General features: G+C 69.8%; 12 protein-coding genes, 1 tRNA gene and 1 pseudogene. 5 read left to right on the forward strand and 9 right to left on the reverse strand.

Annotation, left to right across the window (positions count from 1 at the left end):
- The first annotated feature begins 410 nt into the window (after positions 1 to 410).
- Together ACZ4XX_RS05160 and ACZ4XX_RS05165 are read left to right on the forward strand one after the other, a co-directional pair.
- Positions 411 to 1,790 (forward strand): pyridoxal phosphate-dependent decarboxylase family protein, encoded by a 1,380-nt coding sequence (locus tag ACZ4XX_RS05160; RefSeq protein WP_468506604.1) that lies wholly within the window; start codon positions 411 to 413, stop codon positions 1,788 to 1,790.
- Positions 1,787 to 3,208: a lysine N(6)-hydroxylase/L-ornithine N(5)-oxygenase family protein gene (locus tag ACZ4XX_RS05165; RefSeq protein WP_468506605.1), complete on the forward strand. Its 1,422-nt coding sequence runs from the start codon at positions 1,787 to 1,789 to the stop codon at positions 3,206 to 3,208. The genes ACZ4XX_RS05160 and ACZ4XX_RS05165 overlap by 4 nt, the downstream gene beginning before the upstream one ends.
- 14 nt (positions 3,209 to 3,222) lie before the next feature.
- Here ACZ4XX_RS05165 and ACZ4XX_RS05170 read toward each other — a convergent pair whose 3' ends face one another.
- Positions 3,223 to 5,025 (reverse strand): bifunctional metallophosphatase/5'-nucleotidase, encoded by a 1,803-nt coding sequence (locus tag ACZ4XX_RS05170; RefSeq protein ID WP_468506606.1) that lies wholly within the window; start codon positions 5,023 to 5,025, stop codon positions 3,223 to 3,225.
- A gap of 160 nt (positions 5,026 to 5,185) precedes the next feature.
- Between ACZ4XX_RS05170 and ACZ4XX_RS05175 the strand changes: the two genes are divergently transcribed.
- Positions 5,186 to 5,869 carry an SIMPL domain-containing protein gene (locus ACZ4XX_RS05175; protein ID WP_468506607.1) on the forward strand — a complete coding sequence of 228 codons (684 nt, stop codon included), beginning with the start codon at positions 5,186 to 5,188 and terminating at the stop codon, positions 5,867 to 5,869.
- A gap of 146 nt (positions 5,870 to 6,015) precedes the next feature.
- Positions 6,016 to 7,443, forward strand: a complete 1,428-nt coding sequence (gene pyk / locus ACZ4XX_RS05180; protein ID WP_468506608.1) for a pyruvate kinase — start codon at positions 6,016 to 6,018, stop codon at positions 7,441 to 7,443.
- 3 nt (positions 7,444 to 7,446) lie between these two features.
- On the opposite strand, the pseudogene ACZ4XX_RS05185 reads toward pyk, so the two are convergent.
- Positions 7,447 to 8,239 (reverse strand): annotated as a pseudogene (locus ACZ4XX_RS05185) (transposase).
- Between the two features lie 81 nt (positions 8,240 to 8,320).
- Positions 8,321 to 8,407, reverse strand: a tRNA-Leu gene (locus ACZ4XX_RS05190).
- Between the two features lie 94 nt (positions 8,408 to 8,501).
- Between ACZ4XX_RS05190 and ACZ4XX_RS05195 the strand changes: the two genes are divergently transcribed.
- On the forward strand, positions 8,502 to 9,155 hold the full coding sequence (locus tag ACZ4XX_RS05195; RefSeq protein ID WP_187623954.1) for an ANTAR domain-containing response regulator: 654 nt from the start codon (positions 8,502 to 8,504) through the stop codon (positions 9,153 to 9,155).
- An 89-nt stretch (positions 9,156 to 9,244) separates the two neighbouring features.
- On the opposite strand, the gene ACZ4XX_RS05200 is transcribed toward ACZ4XX_RS05195, so the two are convergent.
- The 6 genes from ACZ4XX_RS05200 to ACZ4XX_RS05225 all read right to left on the reverse strand — a co-directional run bounded on the left by ACZ4XX_RS05200 (position 9,245) and on the right by ACZ4XX_RS05225 (position 16,174).
- A complete protein-coding gene (locus tag ACZ4XX_RS05200) occupies positions 9,245 to 9,961 on the reverse strand; it encodes an ABC transporter ATP-binding protein (RefSeq protein WP_468506609.1) in 717 nt (238 codons plus the stop codon).
- Positions 9,958 to 11,010, reverse strand: a complete 1,053-nt coding sequence (locus ACZ4XX_RS05205) for an ABC transporter ATP-binding protein (protein ID WP_468506610.1) — start codon at positions 11,008 to 11,010, stop codon at positions 9,958 to 9,960. Before ACZ4XX_RS05205 ends, ACZ4XX_RS05200 begins: the two co-directional genes overlap by 4 nt.
- Before the next feature lie 3 nt (positions 11,011 to 11,013).
- Positions 11,014 to 12,846, reverse strand: coding sequence for a branched-chain amino acid ABC transporter permease (locus ACZ4XX_RS05210; protein WP_468506611.1), 1,833 nt, complete (start codon positions 12,844 to 12,846; stop codon positions 11,014 to 11,016).
- 5 nt (positions 12,847 to 12,851) lie between these two features.
- Positions 12,852 to 13,781 (reverse strand): branched-chain amino acid ABC transporter permease, encoded by a 930-nt coding sequence (locus ACZ4XX_RS05215; RefSeq protein WP_209494229.1) that lies wholly within the window; start codon positions 13,779 to 13,781, stop codon positions 12,852 to 12,854.
- Positions 13,782 to 13,896: 115 nt separating this feature from the next.
- Entirely contained in the window at positions 13,897 to 15,117 is a 1,221-nt protein-coding gene (locus ACZ4XX_RS05220) for a branched-chain amino acid ABC transporter substrate-binding protein (RefSeq protein ID WP_383586712.1), read from the reverse strand.
- A gap of 562 nt (positions 15,118 to 15,679) precedes the next feature.
- Positions 15,680 to 16,174: a PaaI family thioesterase gene (locus ACZ4XX_RS05225; protein ID WP_266964877.1), complete on the reverse strand. Its 495-nt coding sequence runs from the start codon at positions 16,172 to 16,174 to the stop codon at positions 15,680 to 15,682.
- Positions 16,175 to 16,223: the final 49 nt, after the last annotated feature.

Raw genomic sequence — 16,223 nt, forward strand, 5'->3', positions numbered from 1 at the left:
GCAGTGGCTGCACACCTACAATCACCACCGCGGACACACCGCACTCGCAGGCAAACCACCCGCCAGCCGCGTCCACAACCTCACTGGGCAATACACCTAGGTCGTCTCTTTCGGATCCTGCCGGGCGGCGCGGGCCAGGCACGATCCGGAAGAGACGACCTAACCCCGGAACCCCGCCGTGGGCGCCGCTTCACCGGAGCGGCGCCCACCCACGATGGCCGGCCCCGCCGCGGGCCCGCGTTCCCGGGACGGATTCACGGCGGGCGGCAAGGGCGGCAGCCGACCCGCACGGGGGCACCCGACGGGGCGAACGCCCACGAGCCGCAGCCCGACGACACCGCGTCCCTCGTTCGGGTCATGCTCGCCGACTCCCCGGACATTCCCCGACAACCCCCGGCACTCTGTCGTCCATGCGTGCCGAACCCCCACCCCTCGCCGCCGACCCCGCCGCCCTGAGCCGCCTCCTCGACACCGCTCTCGACGCCCTGCGCGAAGGCGCGGAGCTCCGGGGCGGCCCGCTTCCGGCCGGCGGGCCGGAGGCCGTGACGCGGCGGGTGCGGGAGGCACTGGGGGAGGTACTCCCCGAGACGGGCCACGGCCCCGACGAGGCACTCCGTACCCTCGTGCGGGTCCTGGCGGAGGGCGCCGCCGACCCCGCCCACCCCCACTGCGCGGCCCACCTCCACACCCCGCCCCTCGCCCTCGCCGCCGCCGCCGACCTCGCGGCCTCCGCGCTCAACCCGTCCATGGACTCCTGGGACCAGGCCCCCGCCGCCTCCGCGATCGAGGACCGGGTCACGGCCGCCCTCGCCGCCGAGGTCTTCCCGGACGCCACGAGTCCCGACGCCCTCGTCACCACCGGCGGCACCGAATCCAACCAGCTCGCCCTCCTGCTCGCGAGGGAACGCCTCGGCACCGCCGTCCGCACCGTCGTCGGCGCGAACGCCCACCACTCCTTCCAGCGGGCCGCCTGGCTCCTCGGGCTCCCGCAGCCGGTCGTGGTGCCCACCCCGCGCGGCACCCTGGACCCGGCCGCCCTGCACGAGACCCTGACCGACCTCACCGGCCCGGTCCTCGTCGCCGCCACGGCGGGCACCACCGACGAGGGCCTCATCGACCCGCTCCCGGCCCTGGCCGGCCTCTGCGAGGAGCGGCACACCGACCTCCACGTCGACGCCGCCTACGGAGGCCCCGTCCTCTTCAGCCCCAGGCACCGATCCCTCCTCGACGGCCTGGCCCGCGCCCGTACCGTCACCGTCGACCTGCACAAACTGGGCTGGCAGCCGGCCGCCGCCGGACTCCTCGCCGTACGGGACACCGCCGACCTCACCGTGCTCGGGCACACCGCCGCCTACCTCAACGCCGACGACGACACCGAGGCCGGACTCCCCGACCTCCTCGGCCGCTCCCTGCGCACCACCCGCCGCCCCGACGTCCTCAAGACCGCCGTCACCCTCCGCGCCCTCGGCCGCACCGGCCTCGGCGACCTCGTCGACGCCTGCATGGACCGGGCGCAGGACCTCGCCGACCTGGTCGAGAAGGCACCGGGGCTCGACCTGCGAGCCCGCCCCACCCTCACCACCGTCCTGTTCCGGCCGAACGGCCCCGGCGTCACCGACGGGACCGTCGCCGCCGTCCGCCGCACCCTCCTCACCGAGGGCCGCGCCGTCCTCGGCCGCGCCGAGGCGGACGGCCGGCTCTGGCTCAAGGCCACCCTGCTCAACCCCCACGCCACCCCCGGCGACCTGGCCCAGCTCATCACCCTCGTGGAAGGCAGCGCGCACCGATGACCGGCAGCACCGGCAGCACCCCCCAGGACGACCTCGACCGCCCCCACGATCTCGTGGGCGTCGGCATCGGCCCCTTCAACCTCTCGCTCGCCGCCCTCGCGCACGGTGTCCCCGGCGGGCTCACCACCGCCTTCTTCGAGCAGAAGCCCGCCTTCCACTGGCACCCGGGCCTCCTCATCGAGGGCGCCACGCTCCAGGTCCCGTTCCTCGCCGACCTGGTGACCCTGGCCGACCCCGCCAGCCCGTGGACCTTCCTCAACTACCTGAAGAGCCGTGAGCGCCTCTTCCCCTTCTACTTCGCCGAGAAGTTCCACATCCAGCGCGCCGAGTACGACGCCTACTGCCGCTGGGTCAGCGAGCGGCTCCCCGGCCTGCACTTCGGCCACCAGGTCGACTCGGTCCGCTGGAACCCCGAACGGCGCCTGTTCGAGGTCGACTTCACCCAGATCGACCCGGGCGGCGAGGCCGAGGCCCTGGGCCGCGCGTACACCCGGAACGTCGTCCTCGGCGTCGGCACCGAACCGTACGTCCCCGAACCGCTCAAACCGCTCGCCGACGCCCCCGGTGTCCCCGTCTTCCACTCCGCCGACTACCTCGCACACCGCGAGACGCTCCTCGCCGCCGGGCACGTCACCGTCATCGGATCCGGCCAGTCCGGCGCCGAGGTCTTCCTCGACCTGCTCCGCGCCCGCCCCGCCGGCGCCGAGAGGATCCACTGGCTCGCCCGCACCGAGGCCTTCGCGCCGATGGAGTACTCGAAACTGGGACTCGAACACTTCACCCCGGACTACACCCGCTACTTCCACTCCCTGCCCGAACCGGTACGGGGGGACCTCGTGCCCCGGCAGTGGCAGCTGCACAAGGGCATCGACGCCGACACGATCGCCGCCATCCACGACGAGCTGTACCGCAGGACCCTGCACGGCGGCTGGCCGGACGCCGTCCTCACCCCGGGCGTCCGGGTCCGTACGGCCGGCCGGGTCGCCACCACCCAGGTCGAACTCCACCTGGAACACCTCCAGCAGGGCACCCGCTCCCGGCTCACCACCGACGCCGTCGTCCTCGCGACCGGCTACCGGGAGCGCCCGGTGGACCGGATGCTCGCCGGGCTCGACCCGTACCTCCGCCACGACTCGGCCGGGCGCGCCCGGGTCGACGAGCGGTACCGGCTGGTCCTCGACCCGTCGGTGACCGGCGCCGTGCACGTACAGAACGCCGAGCGGCACACCCACGGCGTCGGCGCCCCCGACCTCGGCCTCGCGGCCTGGCGGAGCGCGACCATCCTCAACTCGATCACCGGCACGGAGCCGTACCCGCTGCCGCGCCGCACGGCCTTCACCCGCTTCGGCCTGGAGACACGAGAGGCGCCGAGCATCCCGGCCCAGGGCCAGAAGCTGACGCCTCTCGTGCAGCAGTGAGAACCGATCGAGTCCTAGAAGACCGGGACGCCGTCCCGCGTCAGCTTCCAGTCCACCGACGCGAACAGGGACGGATCGACCGTCCCCTTCGCCTGCACCCACCGGATGATGGTGTTGCGGATCTCGTCCGAGTCGGCCCACAGCTGCTGGGCGCCGGCGACGTGCGGGAACGCGCCGCCGCCGCTCGCCCGGTAGTTGTTGACCGCGAGGACGAACTTCGCCGCCGGGTCCAGCGGCTCGCCCTCGAACGACAGGTTCACGATCCGGGAACCGGCCGGCTGGGCGATGTCGATGTCGTACGTGAGCCCGGAGACCGCGTCGTAGTTGTAGTCCGGGATGGCGTCCGCGTTGGTCAGCTTCGCGGTGTCCACCGGAACGCCCGCCGGGGTCCGGACGTAGTACCGCGCCGAGTACTCCAGGTAGTCCTTCAGCTGGGCGCCCGTCATCAGACGGGCCTCCAGGGTGTTCTCGAAGGGGTACAGCCCGGCGGCGTCCTTGATGGAGACCTGGCCGGCCGGGATGCGGGCCGTGCGGGAGAAGCAGGAGGCCTGCGACAGCACCGGCAGGGCCGCGTGCGCGCCGCCCGCGAGGGCCGCCTTCACCGTCTCGGCCTGGACGACGTTGATCAGGTCGATGATCGGCTCGTCCCTCCACGGCGCGTCGGCCGTGGTCATGGCCGCGGTGGAGGTGCCGATGATCTGGTTGACGTACGCGACGACCTTCTTGTGCTCGTCCCCGAGCAGCCCGGTGATCTCCGGGTCCTCCGCCACGGTGTTGGAGTTGAGGACCTGCGCGGCGACCTTCTCGACGGTCCAGCAGCCCTTCTCCCACACCAGGTCGAAGTCGAAGAGGGTCAGGCGCTGGCCCCACTTCAGGGGCTCGGACAGGACGACGTCCTTGCCGGTCTCCTTGTTCTTCACCCGGTACTCGGGGATCTCGGTGTGCGCGTGACCGACGAGGATCGCGTCGATGCCCGGCACCTGCTCGGCGACGAGCCCGGCCGCGTTCTCGATGTGGGGGAGCTGGTCACCGTACGAGGAGGTGCCGCTGGAGCCGGAGTGCGCCGAGACGACGACCACGTCCGCGCCCATCGAGCGCAGCTTCGGTACCCACTTCGCGGCCTGCTCCTCAAGGCCGGGGAAGACCATCTTCCCGCTGACGTTCGCCTTGTCCCAGATGGCGATGCCGGGGTTGGTCAGACCGAGGATCGCGACCTTGACGTCCTTGCCGTGCGGGGTGCGCAGCCGGTGCATGCTGTACGGGGCGAAGGCCGGACGCAGGGTCTTGGCGTCGAGCGCGTTGGCACCGAGCAGCGGGAAGTCGCACTGCTCCTCGAACTTGCGGAGCACGGGGATGCCGTAGTTGAACTCGTGGTTGCCGAGCGCGGCGGCGTCGTAGCCGATGGCGTTCATGGCCTGGGCCATCGGGTGGACCGGGCCGCGACGGGCGGTGATCGGGTCGACCTTGGCGTAGTAGTACGACAGCTGGGTGCCCTGGATGGTGTCGCCGGCGTCGATGAGGAGGGTGTTGCGACGGCCCTTCTCCGCGCGGACCTGGTCGACCAGGGTGGAGATCTTGGCGAGGCCGACGTCGTTGTGGGCCTTGTCGTCGAACTCCTTGTCCGTGAAGTAGTCCCAGTTGAAGACGTTGCCGTGCAGGTCGGTGGTGCCCATCACGGTGAAGGAGTACCGCTTCCGCGGACGCGGGCGGCCGTGGCCGCCGTGGGCCTCGGCGGGAACGGCGACGGCTCCGGCGACGGCCACTCCGGCCCCGGCGGCGGCCGAGCGCTCCAGGAACGTCCTGCGGTTCAGCGGCATGTGTTCTCTCCCCTTGTGGTTCTGTGCCGTCGGCGCCGACCGTGGCGCACAACGCGCGTAGATTCTGACCCGGAGGGCCACGTCGGCAACAGAGCTTTCGGGTTACGGAGTGGGAAAGTGTTCGGTGGACGATCGCTGCCGAACACGGAGGAGTCAGGACGTGACGCAGGAACACGCGACGCCGGAAGCGCCCCAGGTGACGGTTCGTGGAGAGGGCCGGCTGGAGGTCGACCCGGAGCTCGCCCGGATCTGGGTGGCCGTCTCCGCCCGAGGGCCCGACCGGTCGGCGACGCTGGCCGACCTCACCCGGCGCAACGCCCTGGTGCTCGAGCTGATCAAGGCGCAGGGCTCCGCCGTGGAGAAGCTGGAGACCGGCAGCTTCTCGATCTCCCCCGAGCTCACCCGCAAGGGGCGGGGCGAGCGGGTGCACGCCTTCCACGGGCGGGTGCGGGTCACGGCCGAACTCACCGACTTCACCGTGCTGGGGGAGCTGGTGACCCGGCTCGCCGACCTGGAGCTGACGAGCGTCGACGGCCCGTGGTGGTTCCTGCGCCCGGCCTCCCCGGCGTACGCGGAGGCCCGCAGGCTCGCGGTGACGGAGGCGGTGCAGCGGGCGCGGGCCTACGCGGAGGCGCTCGGCACCTCGCTCTCCTCACTCCTCGAACTGTCGGACGCGGGTGTCGCGGAACCGCTGATGCCGCGGCGGGCCGCCTTCGGCTCGGCGGCGGTGGCGTACTCGGCGGAGGGCGTCGGAGAGGCCCCTCCGCTCGACCTCGAACCGCAGCGCCAGACGGTGACCGCCGAGGTCGTGGCCCGCTTCACGATGCGGCCGCCCGCACTCTGAGACAAGGGGCGCCGGGGCGCGAAAATCGCTCATCGGAGCACCCCGGCGCACAGATTCAAGACTTGTCAACAGCCCTTCACGGAAAGGTTGTTGAGTAGTCATGTCTCGCCAACTCGCTACTGGTCGGTAAGCCCTAGGCTCGCACCATGCGCCGAGCGAAAATCGTTTGTACCCTTGGGCCCGCCACCGAAACATACGACCAGATCAAGGCGTTGATCGAGGCCGGAATGGACGTGGCCCGCCTCAACCTCAGCCACGGCTCGTACGCCGAGCACGAGGAGCGCTACCAGCGCGTACGCAAAGCCTCCGACGAGACCGGCCGCAGCATCGGCGTCCTCGCCGACCTTCAAGGCCCGAAGATTCGCCTCGGCCGCTTCCGTGAAGGCCCCGTACTCCTTGAACGCGGCGACGAGTTCGCCATCTCCGTCGAGCCCGTGGAAGGCGACCGCCACTGCTGCGGGACGACCTACCCCGGCCTCGCCGCCGACGTCACCACCGGCGAGCGGATCCTCGTCGACGACGGCCGCGTCACCCTGGAGGTCACCTCCGTCGACGGACCCCGGGTCAACACCGTCGTCATCGAAGGCGGCATGGTCTCCGACAACAAGGGCCTCAACCTGCCCGGCGTCGCCGTCTCCGTCCCCGCCCTCTCGGAGAAGGACATCGAGGACCTCCGCTGGGCCCTGCGCATCGGCGCCGACGTCATCGCCCTCTCCTTCGTCCGCAGCGCCCGGGACATCGACGACGTCCACCGGATCATGGACGAGGAGGGCCGCCGGCTGCCCGTCATCGCCAAGATCGAGAAGCCGCAGGCCGTCGAGAACATCGAGGAGATCGTCGCCGCCTTCGACGGCATCATGGTCGCCCGCGGCGACCTGGGCGTCGAGATGCCCCTGGAACAGGTCCCGATCGTCCAGAAGCGCGCCGTCAAGCTCGCCAAGCGGAACGCCAAGCCGGTCATCGTCGCCACCCAGATGCTCGACTCGATGATCGACAACTCCCGGCCCACCCGCGCCGAGGCCTCCGACGTCGCCAACGCCGTCATCGACGGCACCGACGCCGTCATGCTCTCCGGCGAGACCAGCGTCGGCCGCTACCCCATCGAGACCGTCCGCACCATGAGCCGGATCGTCGAAGCCGCCGAGGAGGACGTCCTCGCCAAGGGCCTGCCGCCGCTCACCGACCGGAACAAGCCCCGCACCCAGGGCGGCGCCGTGGCCCGCGCCGCCGCCGAGATGGGCGACTTCCTCGGCGCCAAGTTCCTCGTCGCCTTCACCCAGTCCGGCGACACCGTCAAGCGACTCTCCCGCTACCGCTCGCCCATCCCGCTGCTCGCCTTCACCCCGGACCCGGCGACGCGCTCCCAGCTCAACCTCACCTGGGGCGTCGAGACCTTCCTCGGCCCGCACGTCGACTCGACGGACGCGATGGTGGCCCAGGTCGACGAGGAACTGCTGCGGATCGGCCGCTGCCGGCCCGGCGACATCGTGGTCATCACGGCCGGCTCCCCGCCGGGAGTCGCGGGCTCGACGAACCTGGTACGGGTCCACCACATCGGCGACCCGCTGACGTAGGGGTCAGTGCTTGGGGCCGATGTGGCGGTCCATGAGGGCGACGTCATCACGCCGTGCCACGGAGACGTCCTGGGCCCCGGTCGCCCGGCGCCTGCTCCGCCAGGACACCCCGACACGGTCCATCGTGTCGGTGTACAGCCGCGTGATGTCGTCCGAGGTGTTGGTGAAGGAGTAGCGGGGGTACTCGTACCGCTTCGTCCGGCCGCCGATGGTCTTCTCCGTCCAGTTGACGATGCGCGACCCGTCGGAATGGATCAGTCCTCGGATGAACGACCACGGGTGGGCGACGACGATCTCCTGCTGCCACTCTTCGAGGACGATGGCCCGCTCGTGCTTCCTGCCGGGGGCCGTGCTGCGGGAAGAGGCAGGTGAGGTGCTTGGAGTACACCTTGACGTCGCGACACCCGGTCTTCCGTGCCCAGGAGGCCGTGTTGTCGGGGAACACCGTACGTACGGCCGTCATGGCTTCCTGCTGCACTCCGGGCCAGGCGTCGTCGAGTGTGATCCGGAGGCTCGGCACCCGATGCTGTCGGGGGTGACTGATGTGCCCGTCGCCGAAGTACAAGCCGAGAAGACACGCGTACGCGGCTTCATCGAGCTCGCGTCCGTCGCACCGTGGGCAGAGGGGACGATTGCACCTGCCGGGGCACTCGCCTCGCTTGGCGCGGTCCTCGTGCTTCCAGGAGCTGATCGTGCCCTGAGGGACGTTGAGTTCGCGCGCCACGTCCGCGTTCTTGGCGCCGCCTCGGAGCAGCGAGAGCGCCCGCTGTCGCACTTCTGTGCCGTGAAAGTTCATGCGATCACTCTGCGCAACGAGTCGTCGTTGGGCGTAGCGAAAAGCGGACATTCACACGAAGGTGAACGTCCGCTTCCAGAATGGTGCCGGGTATGGGATTCGAACCCACACGTCCTTTCGGACAGAGGTGTTTGAGACCTCAGCGTCAGCCAATTGCGCCAACCCGGCAATGTTGCCAGTCGAAGTGTACCCGGTCACCAGTCCGGCCAGCAGCTAGGTAGGCTTCCTAGTGCAGCGCACTGCCCCGCAACGAGGAGCCCCCGTGACCGCCCCCGAGTCGCCCCAGCCCGCCGACGACGCCGACGCGTCGCACGTCCCGCCGCTGACGACCCGCGTCGTCATCGCCGAGGACGAGGCCCTCATCCGCCTCGACCTCAAAGAGATGCTGGAGGAAGAGGGCTACACGGTCGTCGGTGAGGCCGGTGACGGCGCCACGGCCGTCGAGCTCGCCCGCGAGCACCGCCCCGACCTCGTCATCCTCGACGTGAAGATGCCCGTCCTCGACGGCATCTCGGCGGCGGAGAAGATCGCCGGCGAGTCCATCGCCCCGGTCCTCATGCTCACCGCCTTCTCGCAGCGCGAGCTCGTCGAGCGGGCCAGGGACGCCGGCGCCATGGCGTACCTGGTGAAGCCCTTCAGCAAGAGCGACGTGGTGCCGGCCATCGAGATGGCCGTCTCCCGCTTCTCCGAACTGCGCGCCCTGGAGCAGGAGGTCGCCGACCTCTCCCAGCGCCTGGAGACCCGCAAGCTGGTCGACCGCGCCAAGTCCATCCTGCAGACCCAGTACGGGCTGACGGAGCCGGCCGCGTTCCGCTGGATCCAGAAGACGTCCATGGACCGGCGGATGTCCATGCAGCAGGTCGCCGAGGCCGTCATCGAGGACGCGGAGGAGAAGAAGGCGGCCAAGGGCCAGTAGCCCCGCTCCTCCCCGCCGTACGCGTACGGAGAAGGCCCGCCCCACGACTCTGTGGGGCGGGCCTTCTGTCCGTGGTGCCGACCGGTGGGTCAGTCCTCGCCGAGGTACGCCTTGCGGACGGACTCGTCGTGGAGCAGGTTCTGGCCGGTGCCCGAGAGCACGACCTTGCCGATCTCCATCACGTGACCCTGGTCCGCGAGGGCGAGCGCGGCCTGGGCGTTCTGCTCGACGAGCAGGATCGTGGTGCCCTGGGCCTTCAGCTCGGCGATGGTCGCCATGATCTTCTGCATCATGATCGGCGAGAGGCCCATGGAGGGCTCGTCGAGCATGAGCAGCTTCGGCTGGGACATCAACGCCCGGCCCATGGCGAGCATCTGCTGCTCACCGCCGGAGAGCGTGCCGGCCGCCTGCTTGCGACGCTCGCCCAGGATCGGGAAGAGGTCGTAGGCGCGCTGGACGTCCTTGGCGATGCCCGCGGTGTCCTTGCGGAGGAAGGCGCCGAGGAGGAGGTTCTCCTCGATCGTCATCCGGGGGAAGATGTGCCGGCCCTCGGGGGAGTGGGCCAGTCCCAGCGAGACGATCTTGTGTGCGGGGATCTTGCGGAGGGACTTGCCCTCGAACTTGATCTGGCCGCCGACCGGCTTGAGGAGCCCGGAGAGGGTCCGCAGGGTGGTGGTCTTGCCGGCGCCGTTGGTGCCGATGAGGGTGACGACCTCACCGGCCTCGACGGAGAAGGAGATGCCCTTGACGGCCTCGATCTTTCCGTAGGCGACGCGCAGGTCCTCGACTTCGAGCAGTGCGGTCATGCGTCGTTCTCCTTGCCCGAAGCAGGGTCGTGCGTGGTGTCCTCCGAGGAGGTCTCCTCGGCGGCCGGTGCCTCGTCGGCGGCGGCCTCGGGGGTCTCGGTCGCCTCAGCGGCCTCGGCGGCCTCAGGGGCGTCGGGGGCGTCGTCCTCGGACGGCGTCTCCTCCTCGGCGGGCGCGTCGTCGGAGGGGGCGGCCTTCGCGGGAGCCTCCTTCGCGGGGGCCTCCTCCGCCGGTGCGTCCGCGACGGGCTCGCCCAGGTAGGCGGCGATGACCCGCTCGTCGCTCTGGACGGTCTGGCTGTCGCCCTCGATCAGCTTCTGGCCCTGGACGAGTACGGCGACCCGGTCGCAGAGGTTGAAGATGAACCGCATGTCGTGCTCGATGACGAGGACGGCGATGCCCATGTCCCGGATGGCGAAGATGAGTTCCTCCGCCGCCCGCGTCTCCTGCGGGTTCATGCCGGCGGTGGGCTCGTCGAGCAGGATCAGGCCGGGGTCGCTCGCGAGGGCGCGGGCGATCTCCAGCTTGCGCTGCTCTCCGTACGGGAGGTTCTTGGCGAGGTGCTGAGCCTTGTCCTGGAGGCCGATGAACTCCAGGAGCTCCATGGCGCGGTCCGTCGCCTCGGCCTCGGCCTTGCGGAAGCCGGGCAGGCGGAGCAGCGCCGACCAGAGGCCCTGCTTCATCCGGGTGTGGCGTCCGACGAGGACGTTCTCCAGGACCGTCATGTTGTGGAACAGACGGATGTTCTGGAAGGTGCGGGCGATGCCGGCGTCGGTGACCTTGTAGGACGTGGGCGGCAGGACCGTGCCCTTGTACCGGACCTCACCCTCGGTGGGGACGTAGAGACCGGTGAGGCAGTTGAAGAAGGTGGTCTTGCCGGCGCCGTTGGGGCCGATGAGACCGACGATCTCGCCGCTGTTGACGGTCAGGTTCACATCGCGCACGGCGGTGAGGCCGCCGAAGCGCATGGTGACCCCGCGTGCGTCGAGGACGGCCTCGCCGGCGGTCGGCGCGGCGGTGGCGTCGGCGGTCTTCGTGGTGGTCGTCATGGTTCAGGCACCTGCCTTGGCGAGCGTGGCGGGCGTCTCGTCGTTCTCGTGGAACTCCAGCTGGTTGCGCCGGTTGGCGATCATGCCTTCCGGGCGGAAGCGCATGAGCAGGATCAGCGCGACGCCGAAGGCGAAGAGCTGGTACTCGCCCATGAACTGGAGCTTGTTGGGGATGAGGAAGAGCAGCGAGGCGCCGACCAGCGGACCGCTCATCGTGCCCATGCCGCCGAGGACGACGGCCGCGAGCAGGAAGGCGGAGTTGGGCGGGATCGGACCGGCGAAGAGGTACTGCTCCGGGGTCACCGTGTAGGTGACGTGGGCCTGGACGGTGCCGGCGAGGCCGGCGAGCGAGGCGCCGAGTGCGAAGGCGATGAGCTTGACCCGGAAGCCGTTGATGCCCATGGCGAGCGCGGCGGTCTCGTCCTCGCGGATGGCGACCCAGGCGCGGCCGATGCGGGAGTCGCCGCTGCGCCGGAAGACCAGCACGACGACCGCCATGATCAGCAGCATCAGGAAGAAGTAGTTCGCGAAGCGGCCGATGGTGAATCCGGCGATGGAGTGCTCGGCGCCGAAGTCGAACCCGAAGATGTTCAGGTTCGGGATGGACGCGATGCCGTTGGAGCCGTTGGTGATGTCCGGGCCGGAGGTGCCGTCGGTGTTCATGACGGCGATGCGGAAGATCTCACCGAAGCCGAGCGTCACGATGGCGAGGTAGTCGCCGCGCAGTCGCAGGGTCGGGGCGCCGATGAGGACACCGAAGACCAGGGAGGCTCCGGCGCCGACCAGGATGGCGGCCCAGAAGGGGAAGTGCACGCCGAAGGGCGAGGTGGGGGCGCCCGAGACGAGGGCGGCCGCGTAGGCGCCGACGCCGAGGAAGGCGACGTAGCCGAGGTCGAGGAGACCGGCGAGGCCGACGACGATGTTCAGGCCCAGGGCGACCGTGGCGAAGATCAGGATGTAGACGCCGAGCGTCGCGTACTGGTCGTCGGTCTGGGTGAAGGGGAACAGCGCCGCCGCGGTGAACGCGCCCGCGATGGTGAGGTTCTGGTGCTTCTTGGTGAGCTGGGTGGCCTGCTGCGTGAGGCCCGACTTGTTGACCGCGGCGAAGCCGAGGCCGGCCGTGATCAGGAAGCCGAGGAACAGCTCGTCGTACTCGGTGCCGACTCCGTAGGTGAAGACGCCGAGCGCCACGGCGAGGATGCCCGTGATGATCAGGATCTCGACGGAGGAGTGCATCGGGGGCAGCTTGCGGGCGGGGCCGGTGGTGGCGAAGGCGCCCTTGAAGACCGTCCAGCCGTTGCCTGCGCGGTGCTTGAACTGGTCCCAGCCGGTGTCCTCGGGGTCCACGGGCAGCACCTGGGGCCGCTCGAAGGGAAGGGCGAGGGCGCCGAGGAGGGTGATCAGGCTGGCGAACGCGACGATCGCGCCGCCCGGCTCCAGGTTGACCGGTCCGCCGAGCGAGATGCTGATCGCGGCGACGGTGTACCAGGTGGTGCCGAAGGCGGCGAGCGCGGCGAACTTGACGGCCGCGTCGGCGCCGGCCGGGGTGAGCCAGCGGGTGCCCTTGACGCCGTAGGAGGAGAGGGCGAAGAGGGTGGTGAGCAGGCCCAGGACCAGGACCTGGAGCTGCAGGCCGGCCGGGGAGCCGTAGTACGTGAGGTCGCCGGGGAACGTGGGCGTCCAGGTCCACGAGAGGAAACAGCTGGCGACGGTGAGGACGGCGCCGCCCAGGGTGAGGGCGCGGGCGGCCTTGGCCGGCACGAAGCCGATGAGACCGGTGGCCTCGTCCTGCTTGGAGACGGCTGCTGCCTGGGGGTTCTCGGAGATGGTGGTCATGGTGCTCACGCCCTGTCCGCGACGCGCTCGCCCAGGAGGCCTTGTGGCCGGGCGAGGAGTACGACGATGAGGAGTACGAAGGCCCAGACGTCGGCCCAGGACTGGCCGCCGAGCTGCTCCATACCGGGGATGTGGCTGATGTACGCCGTCGCCATGGTCTCGGCGATACCGAGGACGACTCCGCCGATCATGGCTCCGTAGATGTTGCCGATGCCGCCGAGGACGGCGGCCGTGAAGGCCTTGAGTCCGAGGAGGAAGCCCATCTTGTAGTCGACGACGCCGTACTTGAGGCCGTAGGCGACGGCGCCGACGGCGGCCATCGCGGCGCCGAGGGCGAACGCGATCACGATGATGCGGTCGGTGTTGACGCCCATGAGCTTCGCGGTGTCCGGGTCCTGCGCCGTGGCCTGCATGCCGCGGCCGACGCGGGTGCGCATGACGAAGAAGGCGAGGACGGCCATGCAGATCGGGGCGGCGATCAGGAGGAAGACGTCGCCGGTCTGGATGGTGACCGGGCCGAGCTCGATCGGACCGCCGGGGATCTGGGGGAAGGTCCGGGCGGACTTGGCCTCGGGGTACCAGACCCACACCGCGTACTGCAGCGCGAGGGAGAGACCGATGGCGGTGATGAGGGGGGCGAGGCGTGGGCCACCTCGGAGCGGGCGGTAGGCGAACCGTTCCGCTCCGACGGCTATGGTGGTCGCGACGATCACGGCACCGATGATCATGACGGGCAGCGCGACCCACATGCTGGTGCCGCCGGGCAGGATGAGCCAGACCGTGAGCGCCCCGAAGCCGCCGGTCATGAAGATCTCGCCATGGGCGAAGTTGATGAGCTGGACGATGCCGTAGACCATCGTGTAGCCGACGGCGACGAGCCCGTACATGGATCCCAGTAGCAGGCCGTTGACCAGCTGCTGCGGCAGTTCGTTCACCGCATTGTCCTCCGAGACTTTCGACGGATGTGACACCGCGCGGGGAGCCAGGTGCGGCCCCCCGCGCGGTGAAAGTGGTGCTGAGTGGTGCTGGTGGTGCTGGTGGTGAGGTTGATCAGCCGCCGAAGGTGTCGGACTTGACCGGCTTGAACGCGCCGCCCTCGACCTTGTAGACGGTCAGCTGCTTGTTGGTGGTGTCACCGAACTCGTCGAAGGAGACCTTGCCGGTCACGCCCTCGAAGGAGACACCCTGCATGGCCTCGACGACCTTGGCGCGCTCGGGGGCCTTGCCGCCGTTGCCCTCGGTGGCCTTCTTGACGGCCTCGATGATCGCCCAGGTGGAGTCGTACGCGTAGCCGCCGTAGGCCTCGTAGGCCTCCTTGTAGCCCTTGGCCTTGTAGTTGGCCAGGAACTCCTTGGCGGAGTCGAGGGACTCGATCGGCGCGCCGACGGAGGTGGCGATGTCGCCGTTGGTCGCGGCCGCGCCGCCGAGCTTCACGTACTCGGGGCTGTAGATCGCGTCGCCGCCGACGACGACGACCTTCGCGCCGGCTTCCTTGATCTGCTTGGCCAGCGGGCCGGCGGCCGGGTACTCGCCACCGTAGTAGACGACGTCGGCGCCGGAGCTCTTCACCTTGGTCGCGACCGCGGAGAAGTCCTTGGTGTCGGGGTTGATGTGCTCGGTGCCGAGGACCTTGCCGCCGAGCTTCTCGAACTCGCCCTTGAAGGTGCCCGCGAGGCCGGCGCCGTAGGTCTTCTTGTCGTCGATGATGAAGGCCTTGGTCTTCTTGGCCTCGTTGTAGACGTACTGGGCGGCGAACGGGCCCTGGATGGCGTCCGTGGTGGCGGTGCGGAAGTAGGACTTGTAGGTCCGCTTCTTGTCGCCGGTGCTCCAGTTGATGCCCTGGCTCAGCGCCGGGTTGGTGTTGGCCGGGGAGACCTGGACCAGCTTCGCGTCGTCGAAGACCTTCTGCATCGACTCGGCGACGGAGGAGTTCAGCGGGCCGACGACGCCGAGGACGCTCTTGTCGGCGACGAACTTGGTGGCGTTCTGCTGGCCGGCGGAGGGCTGCGCCTGGTCGTCCAGGGACTCCAGCTTGAAGGTCACGCCCTTGACGTAGGCCTTCTCGTTGGCGGTCTTGACCGCGAGGTCGGCGGAGTTCTTGATGCCGAGGCCGAGGGCGGACAGCTCGCCGGTGAGGGGCGCGTCGAGACCGATGGTCACGGTGACGTTGCCGCTGTCGCCGCCGCCCTTCTCGGCGCCCTTGTCGTCGCGCGAACCACAGGCGGTGAGGGTGAGTGCTCCCGCGGTGACTGCGGTGGTGAGTATGAGCATCGAACGGTTTCGCACGAAGGGTCCTTTCCCTGGCGCGGCCCCCTCGGATGAGGCGGTGCCGTGAAGCTGCGGAGCGAGGGGTGCCGTTTTGGAACGCCGGGCCGTACTGGGGTTGGTACAGGGCCGTGCAGTAGAACGCGCCCGGCGGCGCGGTGACTGGCGGTGACTCTAAGCGCAGGTGGGGAGGGTCGGGGAGCGCCGAGGACAGGATGTGACTGTCTTGTTATGCCGACGGGGAAAGAGTGTGCGCGCCGGGTGGGAAAACCGGGACATAGAGGTCTGTAATGCGGTGTTCACATAGTGAGAACGTGCAGTTCCGCTAAGGGGCTTGAGCGATTCTTGGTACTGACGGTCCGCTCAGCGGACTCTCCGGATATCGGACAACGGCAGAAACCTGAGCGGACGAACCGGCCCCTCCGCTTCGGTATGCGCCACACCGTGTGCATGTGACACAGCGTGACGAATCCGGGATTGGGGGGTCGCTCGGGAACGCCGGAGGGGCGGCACCCGAAGGTGCCGCCCCTTGGTCGTGCGTGGCTGGTCAGACCCCGTATGTCACCGCTCAGGCGTTCGAGGTGTCCGGAATGTTGGACGCGTCCTTCGCGGTGACCTCACGCAGCAGACAGGTCAGTCGCGCCGTGCACACCCGCTTGTCCTGCTCGTCGGTGATCACGATCTCGTACGTGGCCGTCGACCGCCCGCGGTGCACCGGCGTCGCCACACCGGTCACCAGGCCGCTGCGCACCCCGCGGTGGTGGGTGCAGTTCAGGTCGACGCCCACCGCGATCTTCGACACCCCGCCGTGCAGCATGGAGCCGATGGAGCCCAGCGTCTCCGCGAGCACCGCGGAGGCGCCGCCGTGCAGCAGGCCGTACGGCTGGGTGTTGCCCTCCACGGGCATGGTGCCGACGACCCGCTCGGCGGAGGCCTCCAGGATCTGGACGCCCATCCGGTTGCCGAGGTGCCCGGCCGAGAAGAGCGCCGGGAGGTCGACACCCAGCGCCGCGTACTCGTCGAGGACCTCCTGCGGGAACTTCACGTGCTGCTGCTCACCCATGCCCGGCTCCGTTCGTTTCGTACGTCTTCGTACGGCTGGTCTTCCTGAG

It is taken from the genome of Streptomyces sp. NPDC029956, assembly GCF_055574655.1.